This window comes from Glycomyces algeriensis, assembly GCF_027622855.1.
Taxonomy (GTDB): domain Bacteria; phylum Actinomycetota; class Actinomycetes; order Mycobacteriales; family Micromonosporaceae; genus Glycomyces; species Glycomyces algeriensis.
The window spans coordinates 53,170-76,619 of record NZ_JAPZVR010000001.1 but is presented as its reverse complement, the minus strand read 5'-3'; the positions used below and the strand labels follow the sequence as shown (position 1 = coordinate 76,619).

Below are 23,450 nucleotides of genomic sequence, written 5' to 3'. Positions count from 1 at the left end.
TTCCCCGTCTCGATTCCGGAGGCACGGTCCCGCCATGACGGACAACTCGATCATCAACGGTGTTCCCTGGTTCGACGACCGGGGCGCCCCGGTCAACGCCCACGGCGGCTGCATCGTCGAAGAGGCCGGGCGCTATTACCTGTTCGGCGAGTACAAGACCGACGACGAGAACACGTTCATCGGCTTCTCCTGCTATTCCTCCCCCGATTTGGTGCACTGGACGTTCGAGCGGATCGTGCTGCCGCGCCAAGATGACGGGCTGCTCGGGCCGGGCCGGATCGGCGAGCGCGTCAAGGTGATGCGATGCCCCAGTACCGGCAAGTACATGATGTACATGCACTGCGACGACCTCGGATACGCCGATCCGCACATCGGGATGGCCGTCAGTGACGGGATCGCCGGCGAATACCAGTTCCAGGGCGCGCTGCACTACCGCGGCGAACCGATCCGGCGCTGGGACATGGGCACCTTCCAAGATCGCGACGGCACGGGGTACCTCCTCGTGCACGACGGCGACATCTACCGGCTCAGCGCGGACTACGCGACTGCAGACCACCTGGTCGCTTCCGGCCTGGCACCGGGAGGCGAGTCGCCGGCGATGCTCGAGAAGGAGGGCCGGTACTACCTGCTGTTCTCGAACAAGACGAGCTGGGAACGCAACGACAATTACTACCTGTCGGCGCCGTCAGTGGACGGCCCATGGACCCATCGGGGCCTCATCGCGCCCGAAGGCGCTCTGACTCACAACTCGCAATGCACCTTCGTACTTTCGCTGCGGCGGGACGGCGAAACAGTCCACATGTACATGGGCGACCGGTGGTCATTCCCGCACCAGGCCTCAGCGGCAACCTACGTGTGGCTGCCACTGCACATCGAATCGGACGCGATCACCTTGCCGCGCTTTCTCCCCAGCTGGAGTCCCGAGTCTGCGGCGGAGACGGATCTCCAGGGCGCGGAGCTGGAGATCGGCTTTTCGTCCCGGGAACGCGGTGCGTTCGTCGAAGTGCCATTCTCCGGAAATCAAGTCGCGGTGCACGGCTCAGCTGATCAGAGCAGCGGCTACGCCCTGGTCGAGATCTTCGACGCTGCAGGCGATGATCGCGTCCACGAGCTGCTGGTCGACTTCTACAGCCTGCAAGCAGAACATGGCCTGCGGTACGTGAGCCCCCGCCTGCCGACGAGCGAATATCGACTGCGCATCACCGTCACCGGTGAAGCACCAGTCTGGAAAGACAAGGCCGGCAACCGCTTCGGCGCGGTCGACCACCGAGTGACCGTTGACCGCCTGGTCGTGCCGCAGTCGCGTTGAAGACGCACCTGGTAATCATCCCCGCCCAAATACGGGCCGGCCCTCCAATCCCGCCCCACTGACCACGCTGTTAGAAACGGTTTTGGGAACGGCCAAGCGGGTTGACCACGGCTACTTGCCGCGGGCTCGGATGGTCAGGGACTGCTGTGCGTAGCCGAAGTGGCCAGCGTCGTCATGAAGAGCCGTGGTGGTGACACCGAGCCCGCTCGGTCCGAACACGACGGTCGTGTCGAGACCGAGCCGAACTCCGGTCGGTTGACGAAACAGTTGGATCGCCAAGTCGACGTTGGGGAACAACCAAGAGTCCATGGACTCACGCATGCAAAAGCCGTTGGCCGTGTCCGCCAAACCGACGAGTCGTGCAAGGTCGCTCGAGGGCTCGTCTGCGACGAGGGAAGTGCCCGTCGAGACCCAAGCTGTGCCGCGGCCCGGCTCCGGAGTCCCGACCGACCGCAATTTGATCGAGTCGATGTAGCCGCCGGGCCAGTCGTCGCTCAGCACTAGGAGTTCGCAATCGTTGGGGTCAGGGAGCCGGTCGGCTTCGCCGCCCGCGACCTGGGTGGTGTCGGTGCCGATGGTGCGCCAGATCCGGGCACGGACGGCTGGGCGTCCACCTGAGGTGACTACCGCCTCGAGCAGTTCAATGGTACGACCTGGCCGGATCACCTCGACAACGACGCTGAACGGTTCCATGGGAAGCGCGCCGAGAATGTCGATGCTGATCCGGCTGAGAGCCATCGGGTCGGGCCCACGCTCACTGCAGAATCGTTCCACGGCCTGGACGATCAACCCGTTCATGGGGCTGATGTGCTGCTCGGCGGTGTTCCAGGCGCCGCTGGTCGCATCCGTAGGCCGGTAGCGGTGCTGATCGAGACGGATGAAGTAGCTTTCAGCGGTTGCGGTCACGGCGGCTTCTCGTGAGCAGGACGATTTCACCGCTGCATCTGGCGGCGTTGAAGCTCATCGGGCGAATGTATGCGAACGTCCCTGCATCTCGATGCCCAGGAGGGGCGTACCGCTTCACCCTGACTACGCCCGATCTCCCCGACGCCGATCGGCGCTTGCTGGGCCGGACCAGGATAGCCGCTTCGTCCCGGCGCAAGTCTGGTTCTGCAGCAACGCATGCAGTCATGGGCCTTCAAGTTGGATCGCTCGCGAGTGACCCGGATCATAGAGCCAGGGAGTTCCGTGCCGAGGCGATCCGAGGCATCCTGGTTCATCGAGACAAGCGAATGACAAGCGAGAGCTGCATACGACAATGCCCCAGGCCTGGGACATTGTCCCCGGCCTGGGGCTTCACTGTCGGGCTGACAGGACTTGAACCTGCGACCCCTTGACCCCCAGTCAAGTGCGCTACCAAGCTGCGCCACAGCCCGTTTTCCGCCGCGTTGTCCGCGGCGGACCCAACTTTAGCCTATGGTCCTGGGGGCCTCTGCGGCGAGGTCCCCGGTGTGAGAATGGCTATTTCCGCTTGTCCTTCTTGCGGGATTCGCGGGGTTTGACCACCAGGTCGATGGGCGTCCCGACGAAACCGAAGTCCTCGCGGAGCTTGCGCTGGATGAACTTCAAGTACTGCTTGTCGAACGGCGCGTTCGTGAAGAGCAGGAAGCGCGGCGGCTCGGCGGCGGCCTGGGTCGCGTAGATGACCTTCGGGGCCTTGTTCGCGCGCACCGGGTGCGGCGTGGCGGCCTGGAGGTCGCTGATCCACTTGTTCAGCTCACCGGTGCTGACGCGCTGGCCCCAGCCTTCCAGGGCCTCACGCAGGGCGCGGGCGATCTTCTCCACGGCGCGGCCGGTCATGGCCGAGACGTTGACGCGCGGGGCCCAGGAGACCTGGCCGAGTTCGCGGTCGATCTCCTTCTCCAGGTAGTAGCGCCGGTCCTCGTCCACGAGGTCCCACTTGTTGAACGCCAGGACCATCGCGCGCCCGGACTCGGTCACCTGCGTCAGGACCCGCTGGTCCTGCTCGCTGATGGGCTCGGAGGCGTCCAGGAGGACCAGAGCGACCTCGGCGGCCTCCACGGCCGCCTCAGTGCGCAGCGAGGCGTAGTACTCGGTGCCCGAGGCGAACTTGACGCGCTTGCGCAGGCCGGCCGTGTCGACCAGGACCCAGTCCTCGCCGTCGATCGCCACGAGCGAGTCGACCGGGTCGACCGTGGTGCCCGCGACGTTGTCGACGACCGCGCGCTCCTCGCCGGCGATCCGGTTGAGCAGGCTCGACTTGCCGACGTTCGGGCGGCCGACGAGGGCCACCTTGCGGGGGCCGCGCTCCTTGAGCTGGCCCGTGGGCTCCTCGGGGAACGCCCAGATGATCTTGTCGAGCAGGTCGCCCGAGTTGCGGCCGTGCAGCGCCGAGATCGGGAACGGCTCGCCCAGGCCCAGGCTCCACAGCTCATGGACCTCGGCCTCCTGGCGCTCCGAGTCGGCCTTGTTGGCCACGAGGATCACCGGCTTGCGGGTCGAGCGCAGAATGCGCACGGCCGCCTCGTCGGCGTCCGTGGGGCCCACGCGGGAGTCGACCACGAACACGATCACGTCCGCGGTGCGCATCGCCAGCTCGGCCTGCAGGGCGATGGACTTCGCCATGCCCTCGGCGTCAGGGTCCCAGCCGCCGGTGTCGACCAGGCTGAATTCGCGCCCGGCCCATTCGGCGTCGTACGCCACGCGGTCGCGGGTCACGCCCGGCTCGTCCTGCACCACCGCGGCGCGGCGGCCCAGGATGCGGTTCACCAGTGTCGACTTGCCCACGTTGGGGCGGCCGACAACGGCCACCGTCGGGACCGGACCGCGTTCGTCGACGTCGTCGCTCTCGCTCCAACCGTCGTCGCCGGTCCAGGTCACTTCGTCAGTCATCAATTTCCCTGTTGCTCAGCAAGGCCAGAATCTTGGCCACTACCTCCACGATCGGCAGCGTCGTGGAGTCGATCACCACGGCCCCCTCCGGAGCCTCCAGGGGTTTGGTGGTCTTCGAGTCGGCGGTGTCCCGCCGTTCGATGTCCTTCGCGGTGGCGTTCGCGTCGGCGCCGTTCTCGGCGGCGCGCCGCTTGGCGCGCTCCACCGGGTCGGCGGTCAGGTAGACCTTCACGTCGGCGTCGGGAGCGACGACCGAGACGATGTCGCGGCCTTCGACCACGATGCCCGCCTTGGCATCGGCGATGATCCGCCGCTGCTCGTCGATGAGGAACTTCCGCACCGACTTGTTCCCGGCCACCGCCGAGACCGCCTTCGTCACGTCGTCGCCGCGGATCGCCAGGTCGGCGTCCTCGCCGTCGACGCGGGTGAACGGGTCCTCGGGGGTGGTCCCGAACTCGAGCTTCGCGTTCTTCACGGCCTTGGTGACCTGCGCGGTCTGCGAGGGGTCGACGCCGGCGTTGAGGACCGCCAGCGTCGCGGCGCGGTACATGGCGCCGGTGTCGAGGTACGCGGCGTCGATCGCCGTCGCCAAGGTCTTGGCCACGGTCGACTTCCCGGCCCCGGACGGGCCGTCGATCGCGACGACCGGTCCGCTCTTCTGCTCAGGCACTGTCGCGCTCCGTTCTTCAACTGCAAACCAAGCAAACCTACATCATGCCCGGTTATACCTGGTGAGGTGTGGAATGACCTCACTATTGGGGACTCGCCCGATCAGCGCTTCTCCACCACTCGCGCGCCCATCGGCCACAGCGCCATCGGGATCATCTTCCAGTTCGCCACCGCCAGCGGGATGCCGATGATCGTGATCGCCTGGAGGAACCCGGTGACGAGGTGCGCCAGCGCGAGCTCCCAGCCGAACAGGATCAGCCACAGCACGTTGCCCAGCAGCGAGAAGCAGCCGGCGTTCCGGTCGTAGACGACGGTCCGCCCGAACGGCCACAGGACGTACCCGGCCAGGCGCATGTTGGCGATGCCGAACGGGATGGTCACGATGAAGATGCAGAAGAGCAGACCCGTGAGGAAGTAGCCGATCGCGAGCCAGAGCCCGGCCAGCACGAACCAGATCACGTTCAGAATCGTTGACATGCCCGAACATTAACCGGGCCATGCCCTTCCGTCAGTACAGCCAGCTAGAGTCCGACCTCGCGGTACAGCTCCCCCACCTCGTTCGGAGTGAGCCTGCGGAGCGTCCCCGGCTTGAGGTTGCGCAGCTTGACCGGGCCCATCTCGGTGCGCACGAGGCGCGAGACGTGGTGGTCGACCTCGTCCATGAGCCGCCTCACAATGTGCTTGCGGCCCTCGTGGATGGTGATCTCGATCAACGACTGGCCGGCGTGCTCGTCGATGATCTTGAGCTTGTCGGCCTTCGCGATGCCGTCGTCGAGCTCGACGCCCTTGAGCAGCTTGTTCCAGGTGGCGCGGTCCATGATCCCGGCGACCTGCGCCCGGTAGACCTTCGGCAGCCCGTGCGAGGGGTGCATGATGCGGTTGGCCAGCTCCCCGTCGTTGGTGAGCAGCAGCAGGCCCTCGGAGTCGGTGTCGAGCCGGCCCACGTGGAAGACGCGCTGGTCGATGCCCTTGGCGAACTCGGCGAGGCAGCGGCGGCCCTCGTCGTCCTCCATGGTCGAGACGATGCCGCGCGGCTTGTTGATCGCGAAGTACACCTTGTCGACGTCGGTCATGACCCGCTTGCCGGAGACGTGGATGACGTCCTTCGACGTGTCCACGCGCTGGCCCAGGTGGGCGCGCTCGCCGTTGACCTTCACCTTGCCGCGGGTGATCAGGTCCTCTGCGGCACGGCGGGAGGCGATCCCGGCCTGCGACAGGACTTTCTGCAGGCGGATGCCCTCTTCGTCAGCGTTGTTCATCTTCCTCGATATCCGTCACGTCGTCCGGTAGGAACGGTGCCAGCTCTGGCAGCTGGGCGACCGTGTCCAGTCCGATCTTCTCCAAGAACAGGGTGGTGGTGCGGTAGAGCGTCGCCGTCGAGTCCGGGTCGGTCCCGCACTCCTCGACCAGGCCGCGCGCGACGAGCGTGCGCATGACGCCGTCGCAGTTCACGCCCCGGATGGCCGAGATGCGGCCGCGGGTGACCGGCTGCCTGTAGGCCACCACGGCGAGCGTCTCCAACGCCGCCTTGGTGAGGCGGGCGGAGGCGCCGTCGGTGACGAAACGCTCCACGTACGGGGCGTAGTCGGCCCGGGTGTAGAAGCGCCAGCCGCCGGCTTGGCGACGCAGATCGAATCCGCGTCCGTCACCAGTGTATTCGGCGCTGAGTCGGCCCAGTTGCTCGCGCACCTGTGAACGTGGCCGCTCCAATACCGAGGAGAGGAACTCCTCGCTCAGCGGCTCTTCGGCGATCATGAGGATCGCCTCCAGGACGGCGCCGAGGTCGACGTCGTCGGGGACGGGCCTCGTGCCCGTGACCTCGGGTTCCGCGTCCTCCGCGGCTTGGGCGGGGACGGCGGCCAGCGCGGCCGCGTACTCGTCGCCTTCGGCGAGCGGTTCGTCGGCGGGCGTGTCGGGGCGCAGCGGCGCGGCCTCCTGGCGCGCGCCGGGCATCTTCCACGTCGCCAGGTCCTGCTCGAGGGACTCCCCCAGGTGCTCGGTCATGTGCTCGGTTCCTCCCCCGGTGGTGCCTGCAGTTCCGCGGGTGCTCCCGCGTACTCGTCGACGTCGATCTCGGTGACGTTCCCGCCGAGCCAGCGGACGGTGAGCTCGCCGAGGGCCTGCATCTGCTCGAAGCCGACGAGGGCCTCGCGGTAGAGCTCCAGGAGGGCGAGGAACCGGGCGACGACTTCGAGGTGGGACTCGCAGTCGGAGGTGAGGGCCCGGAAGGTCGCGGTCTGGACGCGCTGGAGGCGGCGGGAGATGATGACGGCGTGCTCGCGCACGGAGACGCGCTGCATGTGGATGTGGCCGGTGCCGACGGTGGGCGGCGGTTTGGGTTTCATCGCCTTGCCCGCCAGCGCGGCGAACTCCTCGGGGGTGAGGTCGAGGATGAGTTCGGGGAGCAGGCCCTTGTAGCGGTCTTCGAGGCCGACGTTGCGGGGGATGCGGGTCGAGGCGGACTCGACGAAGGTCGCGATGGCGCCGGCGGCCTCTTTGTAGGCCTTGTACTGCAGGAGCCGGGCGAAGAGGAGGTCGCGGGCTTCGAGGAGGGCGAGGTCCTCTTCGTCGTCGACGACGGTGCCGGGCAGGAGCCGGGCGGTCTTGAGGTCGAGGAGGGTGGCGGCGATGAGGAGGAACTCGGAGGTCTCCTCGAGGTTCCAGGCGTCGTCGAGGCCGGTGACGTAGGTGATGAACTCGGAGGCGACCTGGTGGAGGGCGAGTTCGGTGACGTCGAGCTTGTGCTTGCCGATGAGCTGGAGCAGCAGGTCGAACGGGCCCTCGAAATTGGCGAGCCGGACGTGGAAGCCGCTCTCGGCCTCCTCCGGTTCGCCCTCCCGCTGGGTCGGGAGCTGGGGCGGCTGCTGGTCGGTCACGGACGCAAGCTTAGTCGGGCGCCCGGACCACTACGGGGTGAACTCCGGGTTTCATGGGGCGTAAGGACTTCGGGGCCCTATTTGTCGGTGCCCACTTCTCGGTGCTCACTTCTCGGTGCCCACCTGTCGGTGATCACTTGTCGGTCGCCGCGATGAGTTCGCGGGCGAGCTGGCGGTAGGCCCGCGCGCCGGAGGAGGCGGGGGCCCAGGTGGTGATGGGCTCGCCGGCGACGGTGGTCTCGGGGAAGCGCACGGTGCGGGTGATGACGGTGGAGAACACCTTGTCGCCGAAGGCTTCCACGACGCGCTGGAGGACCTGGCGCGAGTGCGTGGTGCGCGAGTCGTACATGGTCGCGAGGATGCCGTCGAGCTCGAGGTCGTAGTTGAGGCGCTCGCGGACCTTGTCGACGGTGTCGAGGAGGAGGGCGACGCCGCGCAGCGAGAAGAACTCGCACTCGAGCGGGACGAGCACGGAGTGCGCGGCGGTGAGCGCGTTGATCGTCAAGAGCCCCAGGGAGGGCTGGCAGTCGATGAGGATGTAGTCGAAGTCGGGGATGACCGGCCGCAGGACGCGGGCGAGGGTCTGCTCGCGGGCGACCTCGTTGACGAGCTGGATCTCCGCGGCCGAGAGGTCGATGTTGGCCGGGAGGAGGCGCAGGCCCGCGACGTTCGTCTTGACCATGACGTCGTCGATGTCGACGTCGTCCTGCATGAGGAGGTTGTAGACGGTGAGGTCGAGGGTGTGGGGGTTGGTGCCGAAGCCGACCGAGAGCGCGCCCTGCGGGTCGAAGTCGACCATGAGCACCTTGCGGCCGTATTCGGCAAGGGCCGCACCAAGGTTGATGGTCGTGGTGGTCTTGCCCACCCCGCCCTTCTGGTTGGCCATGGCGATGACGCGGGCCGGGCCGTGGCGTTCCAGCGGCTGGGGCTGCGGGATCTCGCGCTTGTTCGTGTAGGCCTCGGGATCGGGCGAGGAGAGATCACTGTCGGGGTCAGCGGGAGGCATCTGCGCGGCGCCCCGCAAGGCCGCCCATTTGTCGTTGCTGTCCACACTGCTCATTTCTTCGCGCCTCCGGGTGCGAGGTCGACACCGGGTGCCGGGCGTCTCACCATTGCCTGTCTTAGCGACTGTACGTCAGTGTATCGAGGCTGTCGACGGCTTGGGAGACTCCGAGGCACCCGGCGTGAGTTCGCCCGCTGTGCGGCGTGGGGCCCGAGTCCTGTTGGGACGTCAGTTCTCCGCGAGCACCTGCGCGATCGGCTTGAGCGGCAGGTGATGCGTGATCGCGACCGGTTCGTTGACGACCTGCCCGGCGTACGTGTTGAGGCCGCGCGCGAGGGCCGGGTCGGCCTTGAGCGCCGCGGCCCAGCCGAGGTTGGCGAGCTTCATGACGTACGGGAGGGTGGCGTTCGTCAGCGCGTACGTCGACGTGTTCGGCACGGCCCCGGGCATGTTCGCGACGCAGTAGAAGAGTTTGCCCGCGTGGGTGAACGTGGGGTCGTCGTGGGTGGTGGGCTTGGAGTACGCGAAGCAGCCGCCCTGGTCGATCGCGATGTCGACGAGGACCGCGCCGTCCTTCATCTCGGCGAGCACTTCGTCGTCGACCACGGTGGGGGCCTTGGCTCCCGGGACGAGGACGGCGCCGATGACGAGGTCGGCCTCGCTGCAGGCGCGCTTGACCTCGAAGCGGTTGGAGACGATGGTGCGCAGGCGGCCCTGGTACAGGTCGTCGGCGATGTGGAGCTTGTCGACGTTGAGGTCGAGGAGCTCGACGTCGGCGCGCATCCCGACGGCGATGGCGGCGGCGTTCATGCCGGAGACGCCCGCGCCGATGATGACCACGCGCGCGGGTGCGGTCCCGGGGACGCCGCCCATGAGGGTGCCGCGGCCGCCTTCGGGGCGCTGCAGGTGGTAGGCGCCGGCCTGGACGGCGAGGCGTCCGGCCACCTCGCTCATGGGCGCCAGGAGCGGCAGGCGGCCGTCGGCGGTCTGCACGGTCTCGTAGGCGATGCCGGTGACGTGGTGCTCGAGGAGCGCTTCGGTGCAGTCGGCGCCCGCGGCGAGGTGGAGGTAGGTGAAGAGGGTCTGACCGGGCTGCATCCGGTGGAACTCGGCCTGGATCGGCTCCTTGACCTTGAGGACGAGATCGCCTGCGGCCCAAGTGGAGTCGGCGTCGGGGTAGATGAGCGCCCCGGCCTCGCGGTAGTCGTTGTCGCTGATCGCGGAGCCGGTGCCGGCGCCGGTCTCGATCGCGACGTCGTGGCCGGCGGCGACGAGCTCGTGGACCCCGGCGGGGGTGAGGGCGACGCGGTACTCGTTGTTCTTGATCTCGCGGGGGACGGCGACTTTCACGTGCGGGTTCCTTCCGAAGCGTTGTGCCAGTTCGGGGCCGGTCGGCATCCCGCACGGGCAGTCTAGGACGCCGGATGTCCTGGAGCCCGCATTCCTTGTGGGTTCAGCGGTTCGGACGGCGTCGTCGCCGTGATCGTAAAGCGGCCCGCCGCACCATGATGCGACGGGCCATGTGAGCGTGCGCCTTCGTTGTTAAGGGCTAGTTGCGGTCCAGGTGCAGTTTCGTAAGGGTCAGCGCCAGCGCGCAGACGCCGTTGCGGATCTCCCCGTCGGCGACGGCGGCGAGCGCCTTGTCGAGGTCCCACCACGCGAGTTCGATGTGGGTCTCCTCGTCCGTGCGCTCGTGCAGCTCGGCCTCGGGCACCGGGCTCAGGCCGGTGGCGAGGTAGTAGTGGATCATCTCGCTCGAGATCCCCGGGGTGGAGTAGAACTCCCCGAGTTTCACGAGGTCGGCGGCGCGGAGGTCGGCCTCCTCGGCGAGCTCACGGCGGGCGGCCAGGGCCGGGTCCTCCCCTTCGACGTCGCGCAGGCCCGCCGGGAGCTCCCATAGGAGCTCCTTCGCCGGGACCCGGAACTGGCGGATCAGGCCGACCCGGCCCTGCTCGTCGAGCGGGACGGTGACGACCGCGCCGACGTGCTGGAGGTACTCGCGCTTGGCGGTGCCGCCTCCGGGCATCGCGATGGTCTCGGCGGTCAGGTCGTAGGCCCAGCCGCGGTGGATGATTTCGCTGTCGAGGACTCGGTACTCATGCACGAGGGCCACACTAGTCGGCTCAGGTTTCGGGATCAGGACTCCGCGGCCTCACCGCTCAGGCGCCGGATGATCCGCTCGACGACGTCGCGCTCCGGCAGCGGGGCGCCGGAGAGCGCCGAGAGGAACAGGCCGTCGCCGACCAGGCGCACGATCTCGGCGGTCACCGGGTCGGCGACCTGCTCGTGGATGAGGTCGCGCCAGCCGTTGAAGATGAACAGCACGTCGGCGCGGGCCTGGTCGGAGAGCTCGCCCTTGCCGCGCAGCGCGGTGAGCAGCGCCCAGAGCCCTGCCGCCGACTCCTCGGACTCAACCCAGGAGACCTCCAGGAACTTCTCGACGACGCCGCGCTCGCGGGCCTGCGCGATGTTGGCCTCCTCCACGGCGCGGTGGCGGCGGGCCAGGCCGTCGTACAGCTCGGACTTGCTCTTGAAGTGGTACAGCAGTCCGCCCTTGGAGACGCCGGCCTCGGCGGCGACCTTCTCCAAGGTCACGCCCGAGGAGCCCTCGTCCATGAGGATGCGCTGCAGCGCGTTGAGGATGCGGTCCCGGGTGGTGATCTCCGGCTCTTTCATGTTTCCTCCAGGTGCCAACTGTACCGTCCGGACGGTACAGTCGAGGGGCGTGTCGGCCTCCGGCACGCCCGGCGTCCGGGATGCCGCCTCGCGAGCCGTGCCGCGGCTCACGTCAAGAAAGAGTGAAACCCATGGCCGCCACGCTTCACGCACCGCAGGAGCCCCGCGCCCGCATCAGTGCCAAGCAGGGCTGGGCACTGGCCACGCTGGTGCTGCCGGTGCTGCTCATCTCCATCGACATGACCGTGCTCGGCTTCGCCGTGCCGTTCCTGTCCGAGGACCTCGCCCCGACCAGCTCGCAGCTGCTGTGGATCGTCGACGTCTACGGCTTCGTGCTCGCCGGGCTCCTCGTCACCATGGGCACCCTCGGCGACCGCGTGGGCCGCCGCAAACTGCTCGTCATCGGCTCTGCCGCGTTCGCCGTCGCGAGCGTGCTCGCCGCCTACGCGCCGAGCGCCGAAGCGCTCATCGCCGCGCGGGCGCTGCTCGGCCTCGCCGGAGCGACCCTCATGCCGACCACGTTGGCGCTCATGCGGAACCTGTTCCACGACGACCGCCAGCGCAAGTTCGCGATCGCGATCTGGGCCTCGGGATTCTCCGCGGGGGCGGCCCTCGGGCCGATCCTCGGCGGCTGGCTGCTCGAGCACTTCTGGTGGGGCTCGGTGTTCCTCATGGCCGCGCCCGTCTCCATCGCGGTCGTGCTGGCCGCGCCGTTCCTGCTGCCCGAGTCGAAGGACCCGAACCCCGGCCGGATCGACGTGCCGAGCGTCGCGCTGTCGTTCCTGGCGATGTTCCCGTTCGTCTACGGGGTCAAGACCATCGCCGAGCACGGCGTGACCGTGGCGACGGTCGCCGCCATCGCCGCGGGCGCCGTCGCGGGCATGTGGTTCGTGCGGCGCCAGAAGCGCCTGGAGCACCCGCTGATCGACGTGGGCCTGTTCCGGCTGCGGCGCTTCAGCGCCTCGCTGGCCACGAACTTCACCATCGTGTTCGCGATGATCTCGGCGCTGTTCCTGCTCACGCAGTACCTCCAGCTGGTGCTGGGCTTCTCACCCATGCAGGCGGGGCTGCTGCTCCTGCCGGGCATGGTCGTCTCGGTGGTGTCCGGGCTGTTCGCGGTCCGCATGTCCGAGCGGACCGGGATGGTGCGCACCATCATCGCCGGACTGGTGCTCGTGATCGCCGGCTTCGCCGCGATGACGTTCATCGGCATCGACTCCGGTGCGGCCGTGGTCGCTTCGGCGTTCGCGCTCATCGGCGCCGGTTCCGGTCTGGCCCAGACGGTCACGAACGACGCGATCCTCGCGGCGGCCCCGGCCGACCGGGCGGGCGCGGCGTCGGCGATCTCCGAGACCGCGTACGAGCTCGGCGGCGCCATGGGCGTCGCGCTCCTGGGCTCGCTCGCGACCGGGATCTACCGCACCGAGATGGCGGACGCGCCGGTCGAGGCCGAGACCCTCGGCGAGGCCGCCCACGTGGCCGCGACACTGCCCGCCGAAACGGGCGACGCGCTCATGGAGGCCGCCAGGACCGCGTTCACCGACGGGCTGCGGACCGTGGCGCTCGTCGCCGCGGCACTGGTCCTCATCGCCACGGTCGCGGTCGGCCGGGCCCTGCGCACGCGGTCCTCGGAACGCTGAAGTCCGCTCTACTGTCGACGGTTCCGTCCTACGATGGCCTGATCCGGCGCGTCCTGCGCCGGCCAGGCATCGCTCCGCCGCGCGGAGCAGGGAAGGGGCACGGCAATGAGCTGGTACATGACCGCCCTCAAGAAGTACGCGGTCTTCAGCGGCCGCTCTCGACGCCGCGAGTTCTGGTGGTTCGTGCTGATCAACTTCATCATCAGCTCGATCATCGGGTGCCTGAGCAACCGGCCCGACGACGCGAACTACTGGGATTACCTCGGGGACGACCCGAACTTCTGGAACTACCTCGGACTGGTCTACGGCCTCGCCGTCCTCATCCCGACCATCGCCGTGCAGGTGCGGCGCCTCCACGACACCGGCCGCACCGGCTGGTGGTGGTTCATCGGCCTGGTCCCGTGCGTCGGCTGGATCGTCCTGCTCGTCTTCAACCTCTTCGACAGCGAGCCGGGCCCTAACAAGTACGGGCCCAATCCCAAGGGCGCGTAAGCGGACACGACGAAGGCGGGGCTCATCGAGCCCCGCCTTTCGCGTGTTCGCTTACGCCGCTTCGATGTCGAGGCGCTCGGCGGCCTGGCGCTTCATGGCCGCCTCGACCAGCCCCGCGAAGAGCGGGTGCGGGCGGGTCGGACGCGACTTCAGCTCCGGGTGGGCCTGAGTCGCGATGTAGTACGGGTGCACGTCCCGGTCGAGCTCGATGAACTCGACGAGGCGCCCGTCGGGCGAGAGGCCCGAGATCACGAAGCCGGACTTCAGCAACTGGTCCCGGTAGGCGTTGTTGACCTCGTAGCGGTGGCGGTGGCGCTCGTTGACCTCCGTCGCGCCGTAGACCTCGGCGGCGATGGAGCCCTCGGCGAGCTGCGCCGGGTAGGTGCCCAGGCGCATCGTGCCGCCCATGTCGCCGCGCCCGGCGACGATGTCGGTCTGGTCGGCCATCGTGGAGATGACCAGGTGCTCGGCCTCGCGGTCGAACTCCTCGGAGTTCGCGCCCACGAGCCCCCCGACCTCGCGCAGCCCCTCGATCGCCATGCACTGCATGCCAAGGCACAGGCCCAGGGTCGGCACGAGCCGGGTCCGCGACCACGTGAGGGCCTGCAGCTTCCCGGGCACGCCCCGGTCGCCGAAGCCGCCCGGGATCACCACGGCGTCGACCCCGGCGAGGGCCTTCGCGGTCCCCTCGGCGGTCGCGCACTCGTCCGAGACGACCCAGCGGACCTTAACCTTCGCGCGGTTGGCAAAGCCCGCCGCGCTCAGCGCCTCGACCACGGACTTGTAGGCGTCCGGCAGTTCGACGTACTTGCCGACGATCGCGACCTCGACGGTGGCGACCGGGTTGTGGACGCGGTCGAGCAGGTCGTCCCAGCGGGTCCAGTCGACGTCGCGGAACGGCAGGTCGAGCTTGCGCACCACGTACGCGTCCAGGCCCTCCGAGTGGAGGGTCTTCGGGATCTCGTAGATCGACTTCGAGTCGGGCGCGGAGACGACGGCCGCGTCGTCCACGTCGCAGAACCCGGCGATCTTGCCCTTCAGCCCGTCCGGCAGCGGCCGGTCCGAGCGGCACACGATCGCGTCGGGCTGGATGCCGATGCTGCGCAGCTGCGCCACCGAGTGCTGCGTGGGCTTGGTCTTCATCTCCGAGGACGCGGCCAGGTACGGCACGAGCGAGACGTGGAGGAAGAAGCAGTTGTCGCGGCCGATGTCGTGCCGGTACTGGCGGATCGCCTCGAGGAACGGCAGCGACTCGATGTCGCCGACGGTGCCGCCGACCTCGGTGATCACCACGTCCGGCACGCGGCCGGTCTCGGGATCCGGGTCGGCCATCGCGGCCAGGCGGGACTTGATCTCGTTGGTGATGTGCGGGATGACCTGCACGGTCGCACCGAGGTAGTCGCCGCGGCGCTCCTTGGCGATGACGTCGGAGTACACCTGGCCGGTGGTCACGTTGGCGTGCTTCGACAGGTTCCGGTCGAGGAACCGCTCGTAGTTGCCGATGTCGAGGTCGGTCTCGCCGCCGTCGTCGGTGACGAAGACCTCGCCGTGCTCGTACGGGTTCATCGTGCCGGGATCGACGTTGAGGTACGGGTCGATCTTCTGCATCACGACGTACAGGCCGCGCGCGGTCAGCAGATTGCCGAGACTGGCGGCGGTCATGCCCTTGCCCAGGGCGGAGGTGACCCCACCGGTGACGAAGAGGTGCTTCGTGGATCGGATCTGACCATTAGCGGCGCTGGCCAAGGCGGACTCCCGTGATGTTCGTGGCGAACGAGCTGCTAAGGCTGTGCCCATTGTTCGACTTGCAAGCTTCGTCGAACGCAGCCGGTGGATCGCATCATCCACGGGATTCCACACTAACACTTTCGCCGTCGTTTTCCTCATCGACCCACGACGGTGCGTCGACGATCATGTCCGAGTACTGGCCGTCCTTGACGTGCGCGCGGGCCAGCACGCGGTGACTCATGATGACCGCCAAGGGAACCATGACGGCCAGGGCCGCGCCGAGGCTCATGAGGCCCTTGCCGAGGAGGAGGCCCGCGACGGCCGACCCGGCCACGGCGGCCGAGAACGCGGCCCGCAGCGGCGGGTACAGGCCCCAGGCGCGGCGCAGGCCGCCGCCCGGACGCAGGAGGATCAGCCAGCAGTAAGCGCCGGCCATGACCGTGAGCACGCTCAGCGGCGACGTGAAGACCGCCACGATGTTCGAGCCGACGCCGGAGGCGATGACGCCGTTGGTGTCGCCCATCATGTCGCCGAGGAACGAGCCGAGCTCGCCGCGCTCGGCCTCGGGCCGCTGGTAGTCGATCCAGGAGAGGCCGAACAGCACCGCGACGCCGGCGAGCCCCGACCACACGAAGCGCGGGAACGTGACCCAGCCGCCGGTGGCCAGCGCCGCCGCGAGGCAGGTGCCGACGATGATGGCGACGGCCGCCGGGACCGAGTCGCCGAGCGCCCCGGCCGAGACGATGAGCACGCCCACGCAGCCGATCCCGGCCATCGCCGGGGACTGGAAGCGGCGCGGGAGCCGCCAGGAGACGGTGGCGGCGAGCAGCCACAGCGAGGCGATGAACATGCCGGTGGCGACCGGTCCGAGCTCGTTCGAGGCGGAGTCGGCCACCGTGTAGTCGCCGAGGAGCGTCCCCAGCGGGTCCTCGGTGTGGAGGAGCATCGCGAGGACGGTGACGATGATGCCGAAGGCGGAGACCGAGACCATGAGGCTCGCGGGCCCGTGGCGGCCGGGCAGGACGATCGCGAGGAACGCGCACACGACGGCGATGCCGAGGGCGGTGAGCGGCCCGACGATACCGGGGTGCGCGGCCGACCACCAGCCGAAGAAGTCGGCGAGGATCGCGGCGGCCACGAACAGTGCGCACACGAGCGCCGAGACGATGTTGAGCCGCATGAGCCACAGCGGCGGCGGCTTCACCCCGGGCTGCCCGGCGCGGCGCAGCAGCTGCAGCAGCGGCCACGCCACGAACGTAAGAGCGAGGAATAGGATCACCTGGAGCCACTGGGTGGCCGGGGCGGCGACCGCGGCGGCCATGAGCCGTGCGTCGGTGTCGTCGAACACCGCCTGCCGGTCCGCATAGGTCTTCGAGTCGGCGGCGGCGCCCGCGGCCGTGCCGGTCACGTTCTCCGGCGGGGGCGAGTCCAGGAGCGTCAGGATGGTCGCGGTCAGGTCGGTGAGCCGGAGGTAACCAGGCCTCTCGGCGGGCAGGTCGAGGAGGTTGTGGCCGTCCTCGGTGCCGAAGTTCGCGATCGTGGCGAGCAGCCGGTCCGGTTCGGTCACCTGGCTCAGGCCCGAGATGATGAGCGCCGAGTCTTCGCCGCGGGCGGCCCGCAGCTCCCCGACCGTGGCGTCGAGCCGCGCGAGCGCCGCGGTCCGCGAGATGGTCTCGGCCGGCAGGACGCCGCCGTCCACGACGGTGAGCGGGCACTCGGTCAGCGCGTCAGCGAGGTCGTCGCCGCTGGGGAGGCTCGGCCGGTAGTCGCCGACGCGCCCGATCGAGTTCGCCGTCGCGTACGCCGCGCCGGGGCCGATCGCGGTCGCGCAGGTGGTGCCGGCGGCGAGCGTCCCGAGCTGGGTGCCCTGGTCGAGGTCGTGGTTGAGGGTGACGAGGTCGATCATGTCCCCCACGGTCGCCGTGCCGTCGTCGACGCTGATCTGCTCGTCCGTGACCGGGTCGCACTCCGCGCCCTGCCCGTACGGGTCGCTCACGGCGGGGGCGCCGGCCGAGAGGGTGAGCCAGCCGTCGAGGGCGCAGGTGAAGTTGCGGCCCGAGTTCGTGTTGAGCTCGGCGAGCGAGCCGTCCTCGGCCAGTTCGGCGAGGTTCGGGGTCGTCTCGGTGTCGATGTCGGTCCAGGTGAGGCCGCTGACACCGAGGAGCACGACCGAGTCGACGGTGGTGGGCAGCGCTTCGTCGCCGTCCTCGGGGAGCAGCTGGAAGATCGCCACGCAGGCGAGGACCGCGACGGCGAACCAGGCGCCGATCGGGCCCAGGTTCTCGGCGATGCCGCGGACGACCGTCTTGCGGGCTTTGCGGGTCAGGCGCCCGGCATCGAGTTTTCGCGACACGGCGGCGCTATCTTCCCGTCAGTTCCAGGTACAGCGCGTCGAGCGAGTCGAGCATCTGGGCCTCGTCGGGCCACGTGGCCGCGCGGGCGAGGCTCTTCTCGCCGTGGGCGGCGAGGCGGGCGGGGTCGTCGAGGAGGGCGCGCACGGTCCGGTCGAGGCCGTCCACGTCGCCGACCTCGAAGTACAGGGCGGCGTCGCCCACGAGCTCGGGGATGCCGCCGGTGCGGGTGGTCACGAGCGGGACGCCGGCCTGCATGACCTCCTGCGCGAAGAGCTGGCGGGCCTCCCACTGGCTGGAGATGACGGCGAGGTCGGCGTCGGCGAGGAGCTCGGCGACATCGGTGCGGTGGCCGAGCAGGCGCACATCGGCCCCGGCGGCGTCGATGAGTCCTTGCAGGCGCGGCCGTTCGGGGCCGTCACCGGCGACCACGACGACCGGCTGGCGGTCGAGCGCGGTCCAGCGCTTGGCGGCGCTGATGAGGGTGTCGTAGTCCTTCTGCGGGTGCAGGCGGCCGACGGAGAGCAGCAGCGGGCGGTCGCCGATGCCGAGCTCGGCGCGGACCGCTCCGGCGTCGCTCACGGCGACGCGCGGCGGGGCGGCGACGGGCGCGAGGCGGGCGTCGCGGGCGCCGAGGTCGACCAGGTGCTCGTGGAGGTCCGAGGAGGCCGCGAGGGCCACGTCGACGCCGCGGGCGAGGCGCTTCTCGATCTGGTCGGAGACACGCCGCTTGACTCCGGTGGTGATGAGCTGGTTGTGCCAGGTGGTGACGAGAGCGGCGCCGTGGGGGCGGGCCGCGAGCGCGGTGAGCCCGGCGGTGAGGCCGTGGGCGTGCACGAGGTCGACGCCGCGGCCGGTGATGCCGCGCAGGGCGTTCCGGGCCGCCCACCAGGCGAGCGGGAGTTCGGGCGAGGGCTTGGCGGTGATCGGCGCGGACGCGAAGCGGGCGCCCTTGGCGCGGAAGCCGAAGCGCTCCTCGGTCTCGGGCGGGCCGACGACGAGGACGGCGTCGCCGCGTTCGACGAGGCCCGCCGCGAGCGACGCGACGTGCGTCCCGATGCCGCCCGTCGAGGGGCCCAGCACCAAGGCGATTCGGCGATGGCTCACTTGTCTGCTCCACTGGTCTCGTCGGGCACTTGGTCATCGGGTGTGTTGTCGTCGAGTGCGCTGTCGTCGGGTTCTTCAGACGCTCGGATTATGCCAGCGCGTCGCAAGACCGGGCGCACCACACCGGAACCGCCGATGAGCGCGGCCACCCCGAGGTAGACGACGGCCACGGCACCGCCGACGACGACGCCTTGGAGGAGGGCCGAGTAGAAGGTTTCGGCGTGGCCCCACAGCGCGATGACCTCGCGGGCGGCGAGGACGGCCGCGACCGCGGCGACGACGGTGGCCAGCGCGGCCCGTGGAATGCCCCTGAGGCTCGCGGCGCCGGTGTGTCGGGCGATCGCGGCGGTGAGGGCGAGACCGATGACGGTCATGCCGATCGACCAGGCGATCGCGAGGGCGAGGGTGCGGTCGGCGAGGGGCATGTTCTCGGAGAGGACGACGGCGGCCACGGCGGCCGCGGCCCAGCCGATCGAGGTGGCTCCGGCGGCGTACTTGTTGCGGCCGATGGCATACAGGCCGCGGGAGTAGATCGCGAAGACCGAGTAGCCGAAGAGACCGAAGGCCAGGCCGGTGAGGGTGACCTGGATCTGCATCTGGGTGTTGTCGCTCTTGTCGGCCGACAGCGAGGAGAGCACGGTCGCGATGGGCTCGGCGAGTCCGGCGAGTGCGGCGACGCCGAGGCCGGAGAGGAGGAGGATCGCGCGGCCGGTCTGGGAGAGGCGGCGCTGGTAGCGGTCGTGCTCGCCGAGTGAGAACGCTTCGGCCAGTACGGGGTAGGCGGCTGTGGCGAGCGGGACGGCGAGGATCGCCCACGGCAGGAGGAAGAAGGTCTGCGAGACGGTGAAGACCGCTACGGCGCCGGGGTCGGAGCCGCCGTTGGCGAGGCGGATGAGCAGGGCCTGGCACAGCTGCTGGGCGCCGACGGTGATGGCCCCGGCGATGGCGAGGGATTTCAGGCCGGCGGCGACGTGGGTGTCGAGGCGCCAGGCGGGCCGCAGGCGCAGGCCGAGTCCGCGCAGCGGGAAGATGAGGCTGCCCGCGAGGACGGCGACGCCGCAGGTGGTGCCGAGGGCGAGGAACACGATCCCTTGCTGGCCGACGTCCTCGACCTGGAACTCGCGTCCGGACATGGCGCCGTAGATCACGTAGACCAGGGCCATCACGATGCTGGAGAGGAGCGGCGCGAGGGCGGGCCAGGCGAAGCGGCGGTGCGATTGCAGGATGCCGGTGAGGACGACCGCGACCCCGTAGAGCGGGATCTGGGGGGCGAAGAGCACCAGCATCTCGGTGGCGGCGTCGATCGTCGCTTCTCTGGCGGTCGGGTCGTCGAGTGTGTTGTTGTCCGGCATGAGCAGGACGATGATCGGGCGCGCGAACGCCGCCACCAGTAGGCCGGCGGGGATGAGGATGGTCAGCGCCCAGGTCATCAGCGCCGAGGCGATGTGGCCGACCTGCTTGGGATCATGCCGGGCGAGAGGGGCGGCCAGCAGCGGGATCACCAGGGCGGCGAGGGCGCCGCCGGCGACGAGCTCGAAGATGATGTTCGGGATGGAGTTGGCGGTCTGGTAGGCCGTGCCGAGGGTGCCGAGGCCGATGGCCCACGTGAACACCATCGTCCGACCGAATCCGGCCAGGCGGGAGGCGACGGTGATCGCACCGATGACCGAGGCGGCACGACCGACTTCGCGTCGGGTCTCGGTCAAGACTTCGTCCGACCCAGCTCGTCCAACTCCCGCAGCACGGGCGTCTCGGCTATCACTTTCGTGAAGCTCACTTTTTCGGAGGCGGCGATGAGGGCGGCGACGCCCGCGAGGGCGACGTGGCGGCCGATCATGCCGGTGCGGGCGATGTAGGCGAGGCCGAGAAGCGCGCCCAGGGCGTTCGCGCCGCCGTCGCCGAGCATGGTCTTGCCGTCGAGGTCGTCGGCCATCGCGGCCCCCGCGGCCGCGGAGACCGCGAGCGCGGTGTTGGCGCCGCCCGCGGCGGTGCGTCGGCGGGACTTGTCCCCGGCCGGGCGCGACAGCGGCGCGGAGACGAGGGTGACGACCTTGAGGGCGCGGCCGGGCCGCAGGTCGAAGAGGTTGACGACGTTGGCGGCACCGGCGATGACGCCGCCGCCGACGCCGACGTTCCACAGGCGGCGCACCAGCGGGCGGCGCTCGTCGGTGAGTTCGCCGTTCTGCAGGTCGATCAGGGCCGCGGAGGCGATACCGGCGGTGGAGATGCCGAGGATCTTGATGAACCCGGCGCTCAAGCGGCCCTTGAGGAGTGCGCCGACGTGGCCTTTGAAGCCCTTGGCCTTCTCGCCTTTGGCGTCGGCGATGTCGTCGTAGAGGCCCACCGCTCCGGCGGTGAGCCCGGCGGCGGCCGCGGCGGCGGCGTACGCCGGGGAGTTCGCCCCGAGCACCGCGCCTGCGGTGGCGCCCACGGTGATCCCCGGGCCTTCGGCCAGGGACACGGTGTCGCCCTTGTGGTTGACGCGTTCCAGTTCGGCCGCCCACTTGGAGCGGCGTACGGCGCTGATCGCGGCGATCGTGCCGCCCGCGGCGAGGCCTCCGATGAACGCCCGCCCTACCGTGCGCGTTAGCTGGCTCATGGGCGCGATACTAGGCCGCGCCGGGAAGCAGGTCTGAAGCGCCCTCCCCGGTGCCGAGGTGGTTGACCGTGCCGGTGTTGATGAAATCGGCGAGCGCGGCGACCGCGGCGATCTGACCCTGGGTGATGGCGACGTTGTCGACGGTGGCGACCGTGTCGGCGTTCTCGGCGAGGAGCGTCTTGATCGGGTTGCCGTCGCCGGTGTCGGTCGTGGCCGCGTAGACCGTGGGGTCGTCGGCGGCGAACTCGTTGGTGAGGGCGACCATGCCGGCGTTGCGCTCGGCGGCGTCGGAGTCGGTGGAACCGGGCCCGGCGAGGATGATGACGCCGTCGGCGACGCCCGTGGGCGGGGTCTCGACGGTGAGCATCTCCATGTCGGTCAGGCCGGTGATGACCGTGGTGATGTCGGCGGGGGTGATCGTCGCGGTCGCACCGGCGGCCTCGCCGGTGGTGACGGCGGCGAGCACGTAGCTCATCGCGGTCACGCCGTCGTAGGTGACGGGCGTGGTCATCGTCTCGGGGGTGGTGCGCTCGGCGAGGTCGCCGAGGGCGCCGGTGTTGGCCGGGTCGAAGAAGTCGTCGAGGATCGAGATCCGGCCGGAGACGGTGGCCCCGGCGTAGCCGAGCATCTCGACGGCGCCGTCGACCTGGGCGGTGTCCGCGCCGGGGAGGGCGACGACGAGGACGTTCTTCGCGGTCAGCTGGCCGGCGAGGTAGGACGGGGCGACCGCGTTCGCGAACGCCTGGTCGTCCTCGAGGTCCTTCTCCATCTGCTCGGCCTGGTCCCGCAGCTGCTCGTTGCTGTCGCGCAGGCTCTGGATGTTGCTCTCGAAGGCCTCGATGGCGGGGCCGTTGAGGGCGGCCGTGCCGAGGATGAGGCCCACGGTGAGGGCGAGGAAGACCGCGGTGAGGCTCACCAGGTGGTAGCGGAAGTTGATCACGAGAACAGCCTTTGGATTTGGAAGAGCAGTCCGTCCCACCAGTCGGCGATGACGTCGACGAAGGAGCGCCCGACGGTGGAGATGGCCACGGCGGTGGCCATCGCGGCGAGCCCGGAGACGATGAGGAGGAGCAGGGCGGAGATCGACATGTCCTGGCGGTAGAGGCGCGAGACGCCCTTGGCGTCGACGAGCTTGCCGCCCACCCGCAGGCGGGTGAGGAACGTGGAGGCCATGCCGCCGCGTCCCTTGTCGAGGAACTCGACCATGGTGACGTGGGTGCCGACGGCGCAGATGAGCTCGGCGCCCTTCTCGTCGGCCATGAGCATCGCGATGTCCTCGGAGGTGGCCGCGGCCGGGAACGGGATCGCGGGGACCCCGAGCTTGTCCATCCGCTCCATGCCGGGGGCGCGCCCGTCGGCGTAGGCGTGGACGACGATCTCGGCGCCGCAGCGCAGGGCGTCGTCCGAGACCGAGTCCATGTCGCCGACGATCATGTCGGGCGTGTAGCCGGCCTCGAGGAGCGCGTCCGCGCCGCCGTCGACACCTACGAGCACGGGCTTGAACTCGCGGATGTACGGGCGCAGGACGTCGATGTCCTCTTTGTAGTTGTAGCCGCGGATCACGATGAGCGCGTGGCGGCCGTTGAAGGAAGTCTTCACGTCCGGAACGCCCACGCCGTCGAGCAGGAGGTCCCGCTCGCGCTTGAGGTACTCCATGGTGTTCGCCGCGAAGGCCTCGAGCTGGATCGAGAGCCCTTCCTTGGCGGCCTCCATGTCGGCGCCGACCGTGGCCTCGGTCTGGACCGCGCCTTCGGCGATGAGGTCGCCGCCGGAGAAGATCTGGCCGGCCTCGACGTCCACCGAGACCGACCGGCCCTCGCGGACGCGGTCGAAGATCTCGTCGCCGACGCCGTCGATGAGGACGATCCCGGCTTTGACGAGCACTTCGGGGCCGAGGTTCGGGTAGCGGCCGGAGATCGACTTCGAGGCGTTGACGACCACCGGGACGCCGGTGCCGACGAGAGTGTCGGCGGCGACCCGGTCGAGGTCGACGTGGTCGATGATGGCGATGTCGCCGGCTTCGAGCCGGCCGCACAGCCGCTTCGTACGGCGGTCGAGGCGGGCGGTGCCGACCAGCCGATCATCGGAGGGGTCGCCCTCCGGGCTCCGCCCGGGCAAACGCAAGCTAGGTACACGCATCGTGCATC

21 protein-coding genes and 1 tRNA gene are annotated in these 23,450 nt (G+C 69.5%); 3 read left to right on the top strand and 19 right to left on the bottom strand.

All coding sequences use genetic code 11. The annotated features are described in order from the left end of the window. Positions 1-34 precede the first annotated feature (34 nt). Complete coding sequence (locus tag O2L52_RS00335) at positions 35-1,309, top strand: glycoside hydrolase family protein (RefSeq protein WP_270113288.1); 1,275 nt, start codon at positions 35-37, stop codon at positions 1,307-1,309. A 111-nt stretch (positions 1,310-1,420) separates the two neighbouring features. On the opposite strand, the gene O2L52_RS00330 is transcribed toward O2L52_RS00335, so the two are convergent. The 12 genes from O2L52_RS00330 to O2L52_RS00275 form a co-directional block, all read right to left on the bottom strand. Continuing rightward, positions 1,421-2,215 (bottom strand): thioesterase family protein, encoded by a 795-nt coding sequence (locus tag O2L52_RS00330; protein ID WP_270113287.1) that lies wholly within the window; start codon positions 2,213-2,215, stop codon positions 1,421-1,423. 396 nt (positions 2,216-2,611) lie between these two features. Next, a tRNA-Pro gene (locus tag O2L52_RS00325) sits at positions 2,612-2,685 on the bottom strand. 85 nt (positions 2,686-2,770) lie between these two features. Beyond that, positions 2,771-4,162, bottom strand: coding sequence for a ribosome biogenesis GTPase Der (der, locus tag O2L52_RS00320; RefSeq protein WP_270113286.1), 1,392 nt, complete (start codon positions 4,160-4,162; stop codon positions 2,771-2,773). After that, positions 4,155-4,832: a (d)CMP kinase gene (gene cmk, locus O2L52_RS00315; RefSeq protein WP_270113285.1), complete on the bottom strand. Its 678-nt coding sequence runs from the start codon at positions 4,830-4,832 to the stop codon at positions 4,155-4,157. Before cmk ends, der begins: the two co-directional genes overlap by 8 nt. Before the next feature lie 101 nt (positions 4,833-4,933). Further along, positions 4,934-5,308: a YccF domain-containing protein gene (locus tag O2L52_RS00310; protein ID WP_270113284.1), complete on the bottom strand. Its 375-nt coding sequence runs from the start codon at positions 5,306-5,308 to the stop codon at positions 4,934-4,936. Between the two features lie 44 nt (positions 5,309-5,352). Beyond that, positions 5,353-6,090 carry a pseudouridine synthase gene (locus O2L52_RS00305; RefSeq protein WP_270113283.1) on the bottom strand — a complete coding sequence of 246 codons (738 nt, stop codon included), beginning with the start codon at positions 6,088-6,090 and terminating at the stop codon, positions 5,353-5,355. Continuing rightward, positions 6,077-6,835 carry an SMC-Scp complex subunit ScpB gene (gene scpB, locus O2L52_RS00300; RefSeq protein ID WP_270113282.1) on the bottom strand — a complete coding sequence of 253 codons (759 nt, stop codon included), beginning with the start codon at positions 6,833-6,835 and terminating at the stop codon, positions 6,077-6,079. The genes O2L52_RS00305 and scpB overlap by 14 nt, the downstream gene beginning before the upstream one ends. Next, positions 6,832-7,707 carry a segregation and condensation protein A gene (locus O2L52_RS00295; protein ID WP_270113281.1) on the bottom strand — a complete coding sequence of 292 codons (876 nt, stop codon included), beginning with the start codon at positions 7,705-7,707 and terminating at the stop codon, positions 6,832-6,834. Before O2L52_RS00295 ends, scpB begins: the two co-directional genes overlap by 4 nt. A 133-nt stretch (positions 7,708-7,840) precedes the next feature. Next, complete coding sequence (locus O2L52_RS00290; protein WP_344474488.1) at positions 7,841-8,713, bottom strand: ParA family protein; 873 nt, start codon at positions 8,711-8,713, stop codon at positions 7,841-7,843. 225 nt (positions 8,714-8,938) lie between these two features. Beyond that, entirely contained in the window at positions 8,939-10,060 is a 1,122-nt protein-coding gene (gene ald, locus O2L52_RS00285) for an alanine dehydrogenase (protein ID WP_270113280.1), read from the bottom strand. 199 nt (positions 10,061-10,259) lie between these two features. Then, a complete protein-coding gene (locus tag O2L52_RS00280) occupies positions 10,260-10,814 on the bottom strand; it encodes an NUDIX domain-containing protein (RefSeq protein ID WP_270113279.1) in 555 nt (184 codons plus the stop codon). 32 nt (positions 10,815-10,846) lie between these two features. After that, positions 10,847-11,386: a TetR/AcrR family transcriptional regulator gene (locus tag O2L52_RS00275; protein WP_270113278.1), complete on the bottom strand. Its 540-nt coding sequence runs from the start codon at positions 11,384-11,386 to the stop codon at positions 10,847-10,849. Positions 11,387-11,517: 131 nt separating this feature from the next. Between O2L52_RS00275 and O2L52_RS00270 the strand changes: the two genes are divergently transcribed. Together O2L52_RS00270 and O2L52_RS00265 are read left to right on the top strand one after the other, a co-directional pair. Next, entirely contained in the window at positions 11,518-13,026 is a 1,509-nt protein-coding gene (locus tag O2L52_RS00270; RefSeq protein ID WP_270113277.1) for an MFS transporter, read from the top strand. Positions 13,027-13,131: 105 nt separating this feature from the next. Then, the gene (locus tag O2L52_RS00265) at positions 13,132-13,518 is read left to right on the top strand and encodes a DUF805 domain-containing protein (protein WP_270113276.1); all 387 of its coding nucleotides are present in this window, start codon (positions 13,132-13,134) and stop codon (positions 13,516-13,518) included. A 51-nt stretch (positions 13,519-13,569) separates the two neighbouring features. On the opposite strand, the gene O2L52_RS00260 is transcribed toward O2L52_RS00265, so the two are convergent. The 7 genes from O2L52_RS00260 to steA all read right to left on the bottom strand — a co-directional run bounded on the left by O2L52_RS00260 (position 13,570) and on the right by steA (position 23,442). Continuing rightward, positions 13,570-15,264, bottom strand: a complete 1,695-nt coding sequence (locus O2L52_RS00260; protein ID WP_270113275.1) for a CTP synthase — start codon at positions 15,262-15,264, stop codon at positions 13,570-13,572. Positions 15,265-15,358: 94 nt separating this feature from the next. Further along, positions 15,359-17,599, bottom strand: a complete 2,241-nt coding sequence (locus tag O2L52_RS00255) for an alkaline phosphatase family protein (protein ID WP_270113274.1) — start codon at positions 17,597-17,599, stop codon at positions 15,359-15,361. 7 nt (positions 17,600-17,606) lie between these two features. After that, positions 17,607-18,704, bottom strand: coding sequence for a glycosyltransferase family 4 protein (locus tag O2L52_RS00250; protein WP_270113273.1), 1,098 nt, complete (start codon positions 18,702-18,704; stop codon positions 17,607-17,609). Continuing rightward, positions 18,701-20,410 carry a murein biosynthesis integral membrane protein MurJ gene (gene murJ, locus O2L52_RS00245; RefSeq protein ID WP_270113272.1) on the bottom strand — a complete coding sequence of 570 codons (1,710 nt, stop codon included), beginning with the start codon at positions 20,408-20,410 and terminating at the stop codon, positions 18,701-18,703. The genes O2L52_RS00250 and murJ overlap by 4 nt, the downstream gene beginning before the upstream one ends. Further along, a complete protein-coding gene (locus tag O2L52_RS00240; RefSeq protein WP_270113270.1) occupies positions 20,407-21,303 on the bottom strand; it encodes a hypothetical protein in 897 nt (298 codons plus the stop codon). The genes murJ and O2L52_RS00240 overlap by 4 nt, the downstream gene beginning before the upstream one ends. Positions 21,304-21,313: 10 nt before the next feature. Next, positions 21,314-22,243 (bottom strand): copper transporter, encoded by a 930-nt coding sequence (locus O2L52_RS00235; RefSeq protein ID WP_270113269.1) that lies wholly within the window; start codon positions 22,241-22,243, stop codon positions 21,314-21,316. After that, positions 22,240-23,442 (bottom strand): putative cytokinetic ring protein SteA, encoded by a 1,203-nt coding sequence (steA, locus tag O2L52_RS00230; protein ID WP_270113268.1) that lies wholly within the window; start codon positions 23,440-23,442, stop codon positions 22,240-22,242. The genes O2L52_RS00235 and steA overlap by 4 nt, the downstream gene beginning before the upstream one ends. Positions 23,443-23,450 lie beyond the last annotated feature (8 nt).